The sequence below is a fragment of the Catenulispora rubra genome (assembly GCF_015356825.1).
Classification (GTDB): Bacteria; Actinomycetota; Actinomycetes; order Streptomycetales; family Catenulisporaceae; genus Catenulispora; species Catenulispora rubra.
The window spans coordinates 1-14,157 of record NZ_JAACYW010000293.1 but is presented as its reverse complement, the minus strand read 5'-3'; the positions used below and the strand labels follow the sequence as shown (position 1 = coordinate 14,157).

The window sequence follows — 14,157 nt, the reverse complement described above, 5'->3', positions numbered from 1 at the left end:
GGTTCCGGGTCTGTTGCGGGGCCGGTCGAGGCGGTCGTCGAGGCGGTCGTCGGGCCGGTCGTCCGGGTCGCGGTCGTCGGGCTGGGGCGGGTGGCGCGGCACGTGCACCTGCCGTTGTTGGCCAAGCTGGACAAGCATTTCGAGGTCACAGCGGTCTGCGATGCGCAGCACGGCTACGCCGCCGATGTCGCGCGGCGGATGCGGGTGCCCGGTTCTGGCGTCTTCACGGATGTGCGGAGCTTGTTCGGGTGCGGGGAGTTCGACGCGGTGCTGCTGCTGACGTCCGGGTCGCACGCGGCGCTGGCTGCCGAGGCGCTGAAGCGCGGGTATCCGGTGTTCTGTGAGAAGCCCCTCGCGCACACGCTGGATGAGGCTGCTCTGGTGCAGCAGGCCGGCGATCGTTTGATGCTCGGGTATATGAAGCAGTACGACCCTGTGGTCACCGAGGCGCTTGGCAGCGTGGATCTGGGGGCGATCAGGCATGTCGATGTCAGTGTTCTGCATCCTCCGGAAAGGTTTCCGCAGATCGATTGGACGCCGGCTCCCGCTTCCGGTTCCGCGTCGCCGGCCGAGCATGTCGGACCGCGTGTGCATTGGGAGTACCGCGCGGTGCTCGACAGTGTGTGCCACGATCTCGCGCTGATTCGGTTGCTGGATAGTGGCGTCGGAGTGGATGTCGATGCGGCGTACTCGTGGGGTGCGCGGGACGGGGAATCGGGTTCGTTGGAGTTCTCTGGGCCGCTCTCGCACGGCGGGCGCTATAGCGTGCGCTGGCATTACTTGCCGGACTATCCGGAGTATGAGGAGCGCGTGTGCGTGCACACCGAGGGCGGGACGTACGACCTGGCGTTCGGGAACCCGTACTTCTTCGGCCCCGACTCGGGCTTCGAGCGCGAACTGCTGGCGTTCCACTCCTTCGTGACCGCCGGCACGCCGCCGCTGAGCGGTGTCGCGGAGGGCACTGCCGACATCCGCACGGGGATGCTCGTCCTCGACGCTCTGGGGAAGTCGGGATGAGCGAGCCCGCCGAGCTGGTGATCGTCCCGCACACGCACTGGGACCGCGAGTGGTACCAGCCGTTCCAGCGCTTCCGGCTACGGCTGGTGACGGTGCTGGATCGGCTGCTGGCCCAGCTGGACGCCGACCCGCGGGCGCGCTTCACGCTCGACGGGCAGACGGCCGCGATCGACGACTACCTTGAGATCCGCCCGGAGCAGGAGGCGCTGGTCCGCTCACTGACGGCGCGAGGGCAGCTGGCACTCGGCCCGTGGCGGGTCCTGGCCGACTCGTTCCTGTGCTCCGGCGAGAACCTGCTCCGCAACCTGGAGATGGGCCTGCGCCGCGCCGACGACCTCGGCGGCGCCATGCGCATCGGCTACCTCCCGGACCAGTTCGGCCACGCGGCCCAGCTCCCCCAGATCCTGCGCCACGCGGGCATCGAGACCGCCTGCGTCTGGCGCGGCGTCCCAGCGGCGGTGCACACAACGGAGTTCTGGTGGCAAGCCCCGGACGGCACAACCCTGCGCACGCGCTACCTCCCCGAAGGCGGCTACGGCGGCGCGGCAGGCGTCTTCGGCGAGGCGAACGCGGCGGTAGTGCGGCAGCGGGCCGAGGAGCATGTACGGGCACTGCGGCACTGGCAGCCGACGGGCCCGCTGCTGGGGATGTACGGGACGGACCATTCGGCGCCGGTCGACGGCCTCGCGGAGCTGGTGGCGGGGGCGGCGGCGGACGGGCCGGTGCGGATGCGGCTCGACACGCTGGCCGGGTTCTTCGACCAGCACACAAGTCAGGATGCTGCTCAGGCACATGCTGGAGTCGGAGCTACTGGAACGGGTGGGCTGAAGGGTTGGGCAGCAGGAACCGGCAGCGGGGCGCATGCGGCTGGCGGCGGGCTGGCATCAGCTCATGCGGCGAGCGTGGCCGAGGTCAGTGCGGGAGCGAGTCTCGGCGCCGGAGCTGGTGAAGCGAGTAGCCCTGGTGCAGGCGCTGCGGCCGGTGCCGATATCGCGGATGCTGGCGCCGGCATGGCTGCCGATGCTCGTAGCGCTGGTACTGACAGTGCTGGTGGCGGCGCTGATGGCGATGCTGGTGCTGGTGGTCTTGGTGTTGTTGATGGTGTCGGTGAAGTAGTGGTTCGTGGCGAGTTGCGGTCCTATGCGCGAGCCAACATCCTGCCGGGCGTCCTGTCCTCGCGGATCGGGCTCAAGCAGGCGCTGAGTCGGGCCGAGCGGCTTGTCGAGCGGTATGCGGAGCCTGTTGCGGCGCTTTATGGGGCGCGGGCTGCGTGCCGGCCGTTCTTGGAGCTGGCGTGGCGGCGGTTGGTCGACTCGTCGTGCCACGACAGCGTCACCGGGTGCGGGGTTGATGGCACGGCTGAGCAGGTTGCTGCGCGGATCGGGGAGGCTGGTGATCTGGGGCGTGGGGTTGTTGATCTGGTGCTTGGGCCGGTTGCGGATAGCGTGCCGGATGGCGGGCATTTGATCTTCAATCCGTCGCCGCGGCGGCGGGCGGAGGTCGTGGTGCTTGATGTGCCGGCTGGTCGGGGGCTGAGGGCTGCCGCGCATGTGCCGCACCAGGTGCTTGAGAGCGTCGAGGAGACGTTCGCCGACGAATTCGTTGCGCCGGGCGAGCTCGATCGGTTCCTGCGCAAGATTCATGGGCGCGAGCTTTATGGTCGGCAGATCGCCGCGTGGCATGTCGATCCGCGCGACGCGACGATCGTCTTCGAGTTGGCGCCGACGTCCGAGTTGGTCTTCGACGTCGCCGATGTGCGTGCCGCCGCCGCCAGCGCGGCCGTCGAGCGATGGTGCGTCAAGGTACAGATACAGCCGCGCGCGAGGGTCGCCGCGCTGGTCGACGTCGGGCCGCTCGGCCTCACGGCGGTCATGGCGATCACAGCGGTCACCCCGGTGGCCGGAGCGCCCGCGCCGACGGTCGCGCCCAAGAACATCGCGACTGGACGCCGCGCGCTCTCCGATCTCGACAATGGCCTGATCCACGTCGCGCTCCGCTCCGACGGCCTCCTCGACGTCCTCGCCGCCGACGGCACGCATGCCGCGGGCCTCGGGCTGATCGTCGACGGCGGCGATCTCGGCGACGAGTACAACTACGCGCCTCCCGGGCGTGACCGCGTCGTCGACTCGCCCGACGAGATCTGGAACCGGGAGCGGTGGAACGGGCCGCTCACCGGGTCGCTCGAATCAGTGCGCTGGTTCAACTGGCCGACGCACGGTGTTACCGCTCACGCGTCGAGTGAAGAAGGCGCCGTCAGCACCCGCGCCGAGTCCGTCCACACCACCGAGCTCACCACCCGCATCGAGCTGCGGCACGGCGAGCCCTTCGTGCGCGTCACCGTCGCCTTCGACAACCGCAGCGACGACCACCGCGTCCGCCTGCACCTCCCGCTCCCCCGCCCGGCCACGCACTCGCACGCCGAGGGCCAGTTCGCCGTCGTGGACCGGCCGCTGCACGCCGAGGGCGGCTTCGGCGAGCGCCCCGTGCCGACGTTCCCCGCCTACGGCTGGGTCGCGGCCGGAGGCCTGGCCGTCCTACTGGACCACGTCAGCGAATACGAGCTCGTCGACGACGGCCGCACCCTCGCCCTCACCCTGCTGCGCTCGGTCGGCCTGCTCTCGCGCAACGACAACGCCTGGCGCGAGGAGCCGGCGGGCCCGCAGCTGCCCACGCCCGGCGCGCAGTGCCACGGCGTGCGCACCGTCGAGCTCGGCCTCTACCTCTACGCCGGCGAGTGGCACGAATCAGGGCTCCTCGACGCCGCCGAGCGCTACCGCCACCCGTTCTTCGCGCTCCCCGGCCGGAGCCAGAACCCTGACAACGTCCCGGAGATCCCCGGCGGCGGTATCGAGATCGGCGGACGCGGCGTGGTCCTGAGCAGCTGCCGCGACGTCAGCGACAACGGCGGCAACGGCGGCGGGGAAGCAACCGAGGTGCGGCTGGTGGCCCTCACTCCGGAGCCGACCACGGCGACCATCAGTACCGGGCAGGAGAATCAGCACATGGAAATGCGCCCCTGGCAGGTCGCCACGATCACCGCGACCGGCGTCAGGGGCGCATCAGAAGAATCAAGAGAGTCGGAAGAGTCAGAGGAATAGTCCGGGCGGAACAGCCAGCTCTACCGGATCCCCGCCCAATGCCCGTTGGCCTGCCGATACTCGGGTTGTTTGCGGTACTTGCGGAACAGCTGTTCCTTGGAGTGGCGGATCACGTGGGAGACGCGGGTGTGGAAATAGAGGAGCTTCCCCTGCCCGCGTGCGCCGAGTCCGTGGTGCCCCTTGGCCGGGCTGTTCTTCGCCATGCGTTTTCAACTCCTTGCCTGCCGGAGCCGCGGGAAGACGGCTTCCGTGACCTCACGCTAAGCCGGGCCACGCCGTCGGGCCACCGGAGCACCGCGTAAGCAGCGCAGCCTGAAAACGCGGTCTGGAAAACGCCGCCCACAAGCCACTCAAATGGCGCCCACAAGCCGCTAAAAAGCAGTGGCCCGAGGGCAGCTCACGAAAGCCACCCCCGGGCCCGGCCGCTGCCTCCTTCTCAGCAGCCTGGAGCCGACACAGCCTCAGCAGCAGTCGGCCGGCAACAACATCGCCTCGTCCGGATAACACCAGGCCCAGACCTCACCGGGCTCCAGTGACCGGATCAGGGGATGGCCGGTGGCGCGCCAGTGCGCCGTGGCGTGCCGGCTCTGCGAGTTGTCGCAACAACCCACATGGCCGCAGACGAGGCACTCCCGCAGGCTCAGCCAGCGGCCGCCGGTGGCCCGGCACTCCCGGCACTCGTCCGTGGAGTCCGGTTCGGCGTCGCGGAGCTGTTCCAGGTGGTCGCAGCGACCACCGTTCGCGGGGACGTACACGGGGATGGGCATGAGGTGGCTCCTCGCGTGTCTGATTCGTCACGCCGCGCCCCTTGTGACCGGGTGCACAGACGCTTGGCGCGGAGCGTACCGGCTGGAGATGACCTGCCATGGGACGCGCGGGAAACAGCTGATCCGGATAAGCTGGCGTACCCCGCCCGAGCGACCCTTACGGCGGGACCGACGCACAGCTCCGCCGAAGCCCTACCATGGGGTGATGCGGAATGTGGACCCGGGGTATGACGCCTTCGCGGCAGGTACCCTGGCAGACTTGCTTGTCATGGGGGTGAACTCGTGACGACGACACAGCCGCTGGAAAGCAGCACGCAGGCTACAGCGCGCGACGGGAACGTCGACTCGACGCCAGCCGCCGCCGCGGCCGGCGGACGGCGCCGGAGCCGGATCCCGGGCCCGCTCCTGCCGCAGAGATTCCGCCCGACGAACCGGCCCAAGCTGTGGCTGGAGATCGCGCTCATCGCGCTGGGCTACTACCTCTACACCCTGACCCGGCTGGCCGCGCCCTCCCACGAGTCGGCGGCCCAGCAGCGCGGCCACGACATCCTGCGCCTGGAGCACTACCTCGGGCTGAACTTCGAGGACACCTTCAACCACTGGGTGTACAGCATGCGCTGGCTGGCGTTCTCGATGAACGTCTACTACGCGACCCTGCACTTCATCGTGCCGATCGCGGTGCTGGTGTGGGTGTACTTCAAGTTCCCCGACCGCTACCGCGCGGTCCGGACCGTGATGATCGCGATGACGCTGATCGCGCTGTTCGGGTTCTACTTCTACTCCCTGGCCCCGCCGCGGATGCTGCACGGCGGCGACTTCGTCGACACCTTCAAGCTGCTGAACCCCTGGGGCCAGACGGCGGCGACGTCCGACGGCGTGGCCGGGCTCGGCTCCTCGACGAACGAGTACGCGGCCATGCCCTCGCTGCACATCGGCTGGTCCACCTGGTGCGCGCTGGTCATCGCGCACCTGGCGCAGCGCCGCTGGGTCAAGGCCCTCGGCATCGCCTACCCCTTCTGCACCTTCGCGGTCATCATCGGCACCGCCAACCACTACGTCCTGGACGCGGTGTTCGGCCTGGTGACGCTGGCCCTGGGCTTCCTGGTCCAGCGGATCCTGCAGGGCCGGCAGGTGTTCGCGCCGCCGAAGCCGGCTGGGGACGCCCCGCTGCCCCGGCAGCCTGAGGGGCTGACGGCGGGCGGCCTCGACGACGACGGTGCCTCGGCGGAGCTGGTGCGGCCCTCGATCCACCTGAGAACCTGAACTAACGAACGTGAACCACCCGAAACGGGCCCCTTCGCGGGCCCGTTTCTCATGGGCCCGAAAGCTTCTGCGCCGCCAGCCGCGCCTCGAACCCGTCCAGCAGCGCCGCGAGCCCGAACTCGAAACTTTCCTCGGGGGTCCCGGCGTAGGAGGCCGCCGGGCTGTCGACGCGCTCCCGCAGTCTGGGGAATGTCCGCGCGATCGCCACCGACTTCTCCTTCGCCTCCGTGAACGACCGCATCGCGTCCTCCCCGCCCAGCGCCAGCCGCCGGTTCAGCGCCACCATCGCCGCCGGGGCGAGCGAGTTGCCCAGCACGTATGTGAAGACGGCCGCAGCGGCGCGGTCGGCGTCTGCGGGGGCGAAGCCGGCGGCCTCGTAGACGGCCAGCAGGTGGTCGTCGTGGCCGGACTTGCCGGGGCCGTAAAGCAGGTAGCCGCCGAAGGCCTGGCCCATCCAGGGGTGGCGCGTGAACATCGCGTGCTCGCCGGTCGCGGTCCGCACGGCCGCCTCGCGCCAGCCGACCAGCGCCGGGTCCGGCAGCTCGACCTCGGCCCAGGCCGCGTCGGCGGCCAGCCGGACCAGCTCGTCCTTGGTCTTGAGGTGCCAGTAGACGGCGGTCGCCGCCACGTTCAGGCGCTTGCCGAGGGCGCGCATGGTGAGGCCGTCCAGCCCCTCCTCGTCGAGCTGCGCGATGGCGGCATGCACGATCTGGTCCACGGTCAGCGTGTTCCTAGGCATGGCGGCAGTGTACTTGCACTTAGTTCAAGTCGGGGCTACCGTTCCACTTGAACTAAGTGCAAGTGACTCGGCAAGGGGAGATCGAGATGACTGTGCAGGAGACCGCCCGGGACCTGACCGCGTTCGTGGCCGAGGCGGCGAAGGCGTACGACGTGCCCGGCATCAGCGTCGGAGTGCTGGTCGACGGCCGCGAGTTCTTCGCCTCGGTCGAGGCGGACGAACGAACCCTCTTCCACATCGCCTCGGTGACGAAGTCGTTCACCGCCACCGCGCTGCTGCACCTGGTGGCCGACGGCCGGGTCGACCTGGAGGCGACGGTAAGGACCTACGTCCCCGAACTGAAGCTGGCCGACGAGTCGCACGCCGCGCGCGTCACCGTCCGCAACCTGCTCGACCACACCGGCGGCCTGGAATGGAACCTCGTGGATTCCGACCACGGCGACGGCTCGCTGGCCGCGTTCGTCGCGAAGCTGGAGGCGCTGCCGCTGATCGCCGAGCCGGGTGCCCGAGCCTCGTACAGCCAGGCCGGCTACAACCTGCTCGGCCGGGTCATCGAGAAGGTCACCGGGCAGCCCTACGAGCAGGCCGTCGCCGAGCTGGTGCTCACCCCGCTCGGCCTGTCCGACACGGTCTTCGACCTCGACGACGTCATGACCCGCAAGCACACCGTCGGCCACAACCGCGACGCCGACGGCGTCCTGCACAACGCCACACCCTGGAAGTCCTACCCGGCCGGCACGCACGGCAACAACCCCGGCGGCGGCGCCGTCTCCTGCTCCGCGGACCTGCTGCGCTGGGCCCGGTTCCACCTCGGGGAGCAGGCTGGGACCGCGACGGCTGACAAGGTACTGAGCGTCGAGGCCCGCCGCTCGATGCAGCAGCCGAAGTCCGAACTGCGCGCCTCCACCCTCGGCGACGCCTTCGGATTCGGCTGGTTCCTCAACGGGATCGGCGGCGAGATCGGCGGCGTCCGCACCTTCGGCCACGGCGGCAGCGGCAACGGCCAGTTCGCCGAACTGCTCGTGGTCCCCGAGCACGGCTTCGCGATCGTGGCGCTGAGCAACTGCGGCCCCGAGGGCTACCGGCTGAACCAGGACGTCGTGAAGTGGGCCCTGGAGCACTTCCTCGGCGTCGTCGAGGAGGACCCGGAGCCGGTGCCGTACGACGCGGCGCGCAACAGCGACGTCGTCGGCCGCTACGAGATCGACGCGATGAACCTGGACGTCGCCGACGACGGCGGGCGCCTGACCCTCGCGGTCGGCATCAAGCCGGAGATCCGCGCCGCCTCCGACACCGACATGCCGCAGGACTACCCGGCCGCCACGATGGGGTTCCTGGCCGAGGAGGGCGACGACTACATCATCACCGACGGCGCGTTGATGGGGCAGCGCGGGCTGTTCACCCGGGACGGGAGCGGGGCGGTCGTCGGGATCGACATCGCGGGGCGGTTGTTCGGCCGGGTCCGCTGATCACCGCCAGCGGCATGACGCGGGCCCGGCGCGGGGCAGTCTCACGAATCGTGGGAACGCCCCACGTCGCTGCTCCAGTCGTAGAAGACGCGCTCGACGACGGCGCGGGCCCGCCGGGCGCTGCGCCGGTACTCCTCGACGAACTCCTCGCTGTTCTCAGAGCCCAGATACATGGCGATGCCGGCGCGTTCCTTGATGTCGTTCGGGATCGAGTCGCCGGCCCGGCCGCGGACCAGCATGATGCCGTTGCGGACGCGCGTGGCCTCGATCCAGGCCTCGTCGAGGATCTCGGCGTCGTCGGGCTCCAGCAGGCCCGCGTCCACGGCGCCGGACAGGGCCAGGCGGGTACGCGTGGTCTGCAGGGCGGGGACCTCGTGCGCGTGGCAGAGCTGGAGCAGCTGCACGGTCCACTCGACGTCCGACAGGCCGCCGGGGCCGAGCTTGGTGTGCAGCGCCTTGTCCGCGCCGCGCGGCAGGCGCTCGGCCTCCACGCGGGCCTTGATGCGGCGGATCTCGCGCACCGCGGTCTCGTCGAGCCCTGATACCGGACGGCGCAGCGGGTCGATCAGCTCCATGAACTCGCGGCCCAGCTCGGGGTCGCCGGCCACCGGCTCCGCGCGCAGCAGCGCCTGCGACTCCCAGACCTCCGACCAGCGGCGGTAGTACTCGGCGTAGGAGCCGAGGGTGCGCACCAGCGGGCCCTGCCGGCCCTCGGGGCGCAGGTCGGCGTCGATGATCAGCGGCGGGTCCGGCGTCGGGATCTGGAGCAGGCGGCGCAGTTCGTTGGCCACGGCGTGCGCGGCGTCGGTGGCGGCGCGTTCGCGCTGGGGCGAGACGTGCGAGACAGGCGAGACAGCCGAGACGCGGCGCGCGGAATCCGTTGCGGCGGCACCGTTCGCAGCACCGTTACTCGCCACCGCCACGCTGGACGGCGCCGAACCGTTCGCGGTCGCGTCCCATGCGATCCCTTCCGGATCCGCCTCGACCCCGTCGTCCGGCAGCGGATCGTGGACGAACAACACGTCCGCGTCGCTGCCGTAGCCGAGCTCACGACCGCCGAACCGACCGACGGCGATGATCGCGAAGCGGGTCGGCAGCGGTGTGCCGAGACGGTTCTCGATCGCCGTGGTGGCCGCCTGCAGCGCACCGCTCAGCGTCGCCGCCGTCACCGCGCTGAGGCCGTCGCCGACCTGCTCGACGGTCAGCAGTCCCAGCAAATCCGCAGCAGAGATACGGAAAAGCTCGCGACGCCGCACCGCACGCGCCGCGGCGACCGCCGCCTCAGGAGTCGACGCGCGGCCGACCGCGGACAGGATCTCCGCCTCCAGCACCGGCCGGGCCCGAGGCACCAGATTGGCCGGATCCCCAAGGATGGCAACGGCTTCCGGCGCCCTCAGGAGCAAGTCCGGCGCGTAGCGGCCGGAGGCCAGGACCCGCGCCAGGTGCTCGGCGGCAGCGCCTTCGTCGCGCAGCAGGCGCAGGTACCAGTGTGTGTCTCCCAGCGCCTCGGACGCCTTGCGGAACGCCAACAGGCCGCCGTCCGGGTCCGCCGCGTCGGCGAACCAGTCCAACATCACCGGCAGCAGAGTCCTCTGGATCGCCGCCCGCCGGCTCACCCCCGAGGTGAGCGCCGTCAGATGACGGAGCGCTCCGGCAGGATCCGTGTAACCGAGTGCTTCCAACCGTGACTGCGCAGCCTCCGGCGACAAGTGAACAGCACCACCCAATGCGGCCTGGCCCGGCGTCAAACGGGCCACCGCGTCTAACAACGGTCGGTAAAAGAGCTTTTCGTGCAGCCGCCTTACTTCCCGCTTGTGGCGTTTCCATTCACCGTTCAGCTGATCCACGGGATCTTTTCGAAACCCCATGGACCTCCCGAGGCGGCGCCGCTCGACCTTCTCCTCGGGCAGCGTGTGCGTGCGCCGGAGCCGGTGGATCTGCAGCCGGTGTTCCAGCGTGCGCAGGAAGCGGTAGGCGTCGGCCAGGGCCGCGGCGTCCGTGCGACCCACGTATCCACCTGCGGAAAGAGCCGCCAGGGACTCCAGGGTTCCGCGCTTGCGCAGGGCGGAATCCGTAGGTCCGTGGACCAGTTGCAGCAGCTGCACGGCGAACTCGATGTCGCGCAGACCGCCGGAGCCGAGCTTCAGCTCGCGCTCGGCGTCCTTGGCCGGGATGTGTTCGATGACACGCCGCCGCATCGCCTGCACGTCCGCGACGAACCCGGCGCGCCGCGAGGCCGCCCACACCATCGGCGTGACGGCCTCGACGTACTTGGCGCCGAGGTCCCGGTCCCCGGCGGCGGCGCGCGCCTTGAGCAGCGCCTGGAACTCCCAGGTCTTGGCCCAGCGCTCGTAGTAGGCGATGTGGCTGGGCAGCGAGCGAACCAGCGGGCCGTTCTTGCCCTCCGGGCGCAAGTTCGCGTCGACCTGCCAGATCGCGCCCTCGGAGGTGGTGTCGGAGCAGACCCGCATCATGGTGGCGGCCAGCTGGGTGGCGGTGCGCAGGGCGAGGTGCTCCTCGTCCGGGTCGGTACCGTCAGGGGCGGCGGCGACGAACACCACGTCCACGTCGCTGACGTAGTTCAGCTCCCGGGCCCCGCACTTGCCCATGGCGATGACTGCCAGGCGGGCCGGCGGGGAGTCCTCGGGGAGCTCCGCGCGCGCCACCGCGAGCGCCGCTTCCAGGGTGGCGGTGGCCAGGTCCGACAGGTCGGCGGCCGTTTGGTCGTATGTGGCGGTTGCGTCGTTCTTCTGGGCGCTGCCGATGTCCCGCGCCGCGATGCCGAGCAGGGCGTCCCGGTAGCCGACGCGCAGGGCGTCCCGGGCCGGGATCCCGGCCAGCGCGGCCACCGGGTCCGGCGCGTCGGGATCGGCCCCGACGGCCTCCAGCATCAGCCGCCGGAAGGCCGGGGCCAGGTCCTCGACGTCGAACTCCACGAGTCCGTGCCAGGCGTCCGGATGGCGCTCCAGGTGCTCGCCGAGCGCCACGCTGACCCCGAGCACCCCGAGCAGCCGGTCCTGGAAGGGCTTGGCGGCGGCCAGGGTGGCGGCCAGCGTGTCGGCGTCGCCGGAGGCCGCGAGCAGCCGGCCGGTCGCGGCCAGGGCCTGGTCGGGGTCGGCGGTGCGGCCCAGGGCCTCCAGGAACAGCGGATCGCCGCGCAGCTCGCCGAGCGGGGCCTCGTCCAGGGTCCGCAGGGCCGATTCGGGGTCGGCGAATCCGAGCCTGACCAGTCGCGAGCGCGCCGACTCCGGTTCCCGGCCAAGTGCCGCCGTCTGTGCCACCCGGCCCAATCTAGCCGACGTCGATCCAGACCGGCGTGTCGTGTCCGGGGGCCGGTCGCGTCGCGGACGGGGCCGCGGATCGACAGGGCCCGATCACACCCGATCGCTCCCCGATCACCGCCGATCACACCGCCTGGCCGCGCATCCGCCGATAGAAGTACAGGCTGTCCGGGCAGAACTGGTTCTGCGCGATGCTCTCTTCCAGCTCGGCCTCGGTGAGGAAGCCGAACCACTCGACCTCCTCCGGCTGCGGCACCACGGGGCCGGTGACGGTCGCGGTGTAGACCGAGCCCCACTGCGGGACCCGGTCGTCGTCGAAGCGCCACCTGCCGACCGGCCGGAGCACGATGTTGCGCTGCCCGACCTCCTCGGCGGCCTCCCGGCGCGCGGCCTGGTCATAGGACTCGCCGGCCGGGACCATGCCGGCGACGAACATGTCGTAGTACTTGGGGAAGACGCGCTTCACCTCGGCGCGCCGGTGCACCAGGATCCGGCCGGCCTTGTCCCGGAACAGGATGTCGACGCTGCGGTGCCGCAGGTTGTTGTCGGTGAGTTCGCCGCGGCGCACGATCCGCAGGATCCGGTCGTTCTCGTCGACTTCGTAGACGAGCTCTTCGTCGGGGTTCACCGGGTTATCAAAGCATGACGGAGGGCCCTGAATCCTTCTGGCACGTGCGCACCTCAGGGGTGATCGAAGAGCCGCCCGATCATCGGGCCGAGCCACGGCTTGCGCCCGAACGAGAACATCCGGCCGGCCGCGATCTGCCGGGCCTGGGAGCTCCGCCGGCTCGCGGTGAGCACGAAGGCCACCGGGTCGACCCAGATGTGGCAGTCGGTGGCGCCCGGCCCCGGGTCGCGGTGCGTCTCGACCCGGGGCCCGTCGATGTCGATGCCGATGGTGACGCCGCCGCGGACGTGGACGCGCACCGCGGCGTGCATGGTCGCGGCGCGCGCCACGTCGACGGTGCGCGGGATGGTGTCGAGGTAGGTCAGGGAGATGATGAGCCGCGCGATCCGCGGCGGGACCAGCCATTTCTGGCCGGTGGCGCGCGCCACGTCCAGGGTGTGCAGCACGGTCTCGCTCAGGAACAGGCCGACGACGGCGGCCAGCGGCAGCGGGGCGTCGATGCCGAACCACGGGATCGGGCACGGTTCCTCGGGGTCGCGGCCTTCGAGGGCGGCGACCAGCATGGCGGCGCCGTCGCGGATCTGGCCGGGGGCGGCGAGGTAGGCGTCGGGCTCGGCGTGCGAGAGCGTCGTGGCGTTCAGCACCGCGACCCGCTGCGCGAGATCGGGGTGCTCCGGGACGAAGGTGTCCCAGTGCTCGATGTCGAAGACGCCGGCCACCACCGCGGCGTAGGCGGTGCACGCCATGCCGAGGTGCACGGCGACGTCGGCGGCGTTCCAGCCGGGCAGGAGCGAGGCCGACTTCGGGTTCCCGATCCCGGCCACCACCCGCGCGGCGCGCTCGGCGAGCTCCGGCACGGCGGACCGCGCTGCGGCTAAGTCTTCGGCGAGGGTGGTACGGGTGCGCGACATCGGGCCTCCCGCTGCGAGTCAGACTCGGTGGACCAGGCGTCTGACAGGACAGCAGGCGGGAGCGGGCCGGTCAAGGGGGCGGGCGTCGCGGCGGCTGCGTCACCCTGCTGTTTTACCCGTCACAAGGAGAGTTTTGCCCACAGTTCGCCGGTCCTGGATCGCGGTGTGCGCGGCGTCGGCGTCCTCCAGCGGGAAGCGCTGGCCGATCACTGGCCGCAGCGTCCCGTCGGCGGCGGCGCGCAGCGCGGACTCGGTCAGGCGGCGCATGTCCTCGGGGCCGGCGGTCGGGCGGATGATCCGGATGCCGCGCGCCTCGGCGTCGTCCTCGGGGATCGCGGTCCACTGGCCGCTGGCCAGGCCGTAGGTGAGGATGCGGCCGTCGCGGCGCAGCTGCCGGTAGGCGGCGTGGCCGGTGGCGCCGCCGACGCCGTCGAAAACCACGTCCACGCGTTCTTCGAGCTGCTCGGGCCAGGCCGGATCGAGGTAGTCGACGGCCTGGTCGGCGCCGAGGGCGGTGGCGGTGGCGGTCTTGCGGGGGCCGCCGGCCAGCGCGATCACGGTGCCGCCGGCCGCCTTCGCGAGCTGGACCAGCAGGGTGCCGACGCCGCCCGCGGCGGCCTCGATCAGGACGCGCTCGCCGGGGCGGATCTTCGCGGCCTCGACGAGCAGGGAGGCGGTGCGGCCGTCGGCCAGGACCGCGACCGCGGCGTCGAGGGCCAGGCCGTCGGGGACGCGGTAGAGGACGTCCGCGGGGACCAGCGCCACCTCGGCGTAGCCGCCGGAGCCGCCGGTCGAGCCGACGACGCGGGTACCGACGAGCGCCGGGTCCACGCCGTCGCCGACCGCGCGGACCACTCCCCCGACGCCGTTGCCGGGGATGGTCGGCAGGGTCGGGCGGAAGGGGCCGTTGCCCGCGCGGACCTGGGTCTCGACGAAGGTGATGTTGGCGTAGGCGACGTCGACCAGGGCGGTGCCCGGTGGGGC

11 protein-coding genes are annotated in these 14,157 nt (G+C 71.1%); 4 read left to right on the top strand and 7 right to left on the bottom strand.

What is annotated here, in order from left to right:
- Both GWK61_RS44810 and GWK61_RS44805 read left to right on the top strand, forming a co-directional pair.
- The coding region (locus tag GWK61_RS44810) for a Gfo/Idh/MocA family protein (RefSeq protein ID WP_194918648.1) at window positions 1-1,017 on the top strand (1,017 nt) is incomplete at its 5' end.
- On the top strand, window positions 1,014-4,115 hold the full coding sequence (locus GWK61_RS44805) for a glycoside hydrolase family 38 N-terminal domain-containing protein (RefSeq protein WP_194918646.1): 3,102 nt from the start codon (window positions 1,014-1,016) through the stop codon (window positions 4,113-4,115). The genes GWK61_RS44810 and GWK61_RS44805, both read left to right, overlap by 4 nt.
- A 20-nt stretch (window positions 4,116-4,135) precedes the next feature.
- On the opposite strand, the gene GWK61_RS44800 is transcribed toward GWK61_RS44805, so the two are convergent.
- Complete coding sequence (locus tag GWK61_RS44800) at window positions 4,136-4,318, bottom strand: hypothetical protein (protein ID WP_194918644.1); 183 nt, start codon at window positions 4,316-4,318, stop codon at window positions 4,136-4,138.
- Window positions 4,319-4,576: 258 nt separating this feature from the next.
- Window positions 4,577-4,882 (bottom strand): UBP-type zinc finger domain-containing protein, encoded by a 306-nt coding sequence (locus tag GWK61_RS44795; protein WP_194918642.1) that lies wholly within the window; start codon window positions 4,880-4,882, stop codon window positions 4,577-4,579.
- A gap of 282 nt (window positions 4,883-5,164) precedes the next feature.
- On the opposite strand from GWK61_RS44795, the gene GWK61_RS44790 reads away from it, so the two are divergent.
- The gene (locus GWK61_RS44790; protein ID WP_323748039.1) at window positions 5,165-6,145 is read left to right on the top strand and encodes a phosphatase PAP2 family protein; all 981 of its coding nucleotides are present in this window, start codon (window positions 5,165-5,167) and stop codon (window positions 6,143-6,145) included.
- A 49-nt stretch (window positions 6,146-6,194) separates the two neighbouring features.
- On the opposite strand, the gene GWK61_RS44785 is transcribed toward GWK61_RS44790, so the two are convergent.
- Window positions 6,195-6,884 carry a TetR/AcrR family transcriptional regulator gene (locus GWK61_RS44785; RefSeq protein WP_194918640.1) on the bottom strand — a complete coding sequence of 230 codons (690 nt, stop codon included), beginning with the start codon at window positions 6,882-6,884 and terminating at the stop codon, window positions 6,195-6,197.
- A gap of 86 nt (window positions 6,885-6,970) precedes the next feature.
- Here GWK61_RS44785 and GWK61_RS44780 point away from each other — a divergent pair, with 86 nt between their 5' ends.
- On the top strand, window positions 6,971-8,353 hold the full coding sequence (locus tag GWK61_RS44780; RefSeq protein ID WP_194918637.1) for a serine hydrolase domain-containing protein: 1,383 nt from the start codon (window positions 6,971-6,973) through the stop codon (window positions 8,351-8,353).
- A gap of 41 nt (window positions 8,354-8,394) precedes the next feature.
- On the opposite strand, the gene GWK61_RS44775 is transcribed toward GWK61_RS44780, so the two are convergent.
- The 4 genes from GWK61_RS44775 to GWK61_RS44760 all read right to left on the bottom strand — a co-directional run.
- Window positions 8,395-11,583, bottom strand: coding sequence for a bifunctional [glutamine synthetase] adenylyltransferase/[glutamine synthetase]-adenylyl-L-tyrosine phosphorylase (locus tag GWK61_RS44775; RefSeq protein ID WP_438939818.1), 3,189 nt, complete (start codon window positions 11,581-11,583; stop codon window positions 8,395-8,397).
- Between the two features lie 175 nt (window positions 11,584-11,758).
- Window positions 11,759-12,262, bottom strand: coding sequence for an NUDIX hydrolase (locus GWK61_RS44770; RefSeq protein WP_194918633.1), 504 nt, complete (start codon window positions 12,260-12,262; stop codon window positions 11,759-11,761).
- Window positions 12,263-12,315: 53 nt separating this feature from the next.
- The gene (locus GWK61_RS44765; RefSeq protein ID WP_194918631.1) at window positions 12,316-13,173 is read right to left on the bottom strand and encodes a maleylpyruvate isomerase family mycothiol-dependent enzyme; all 858 of its coding nucleotides are present in this window, start codon (window positions 13,171-13,173) and stop codon (window positions 12,316-12,318) included.
- Window positions 13,174-13,272: 99 nt separating this feature from the next.
- Window positions 13,273-14,157 (bottom strand): zinc-binding dehydrogenase (locus tag GWK61_RS44760; RefSeq protein WP_194918630.1); only part of this gene is annotated, 885 nt, incomplete at its 5' end.

Coding starts and splice junctions, on each gene's coding strand:
- GWK61_RS44805 (WP_194918646.1), top strand. CDS start 1,014: ATGAGCGAGCCCGCCGAGCTGGTGATCGTCCCGCACACGCACTGGGAC.
- GWK61_RS44800 (WP_194918644.1), bottom strand. CDS start 4,318: ATGGCGAAGAACAGCCCGGCCAAGGGGCACCACGGACTCGGCGCACGC.
- GWK61_RS44795 (WP_194918642.1), bottom strand. CDS start 4,882: ATGCCCATCCCCGTGTACGTCCCCGCGAACGGTGGTCGCTGCGACCAC.
- GWK61_RS44785 (WP_194918640.1), bottom strand. CDS start 6,884: ATGCCTAGGAACACGCTGACCGTGGACCAGATCGTGCATGCCGCCATC.
- GWK61_RS44780 (WP_194918637.1), top strand. CDS start 6,971: ATGACTGTGCAGGAGACCGCCCGGGACCTGACCGCGTTCGTGGCCGAG.
- GWK61_RS44765 (WP_194918631.1), bottom strand. CDS start 13,173: ATGTCGCGCACCCGTACCACCCTCGCCGAAGACTTAGCCGCAGCGCGG.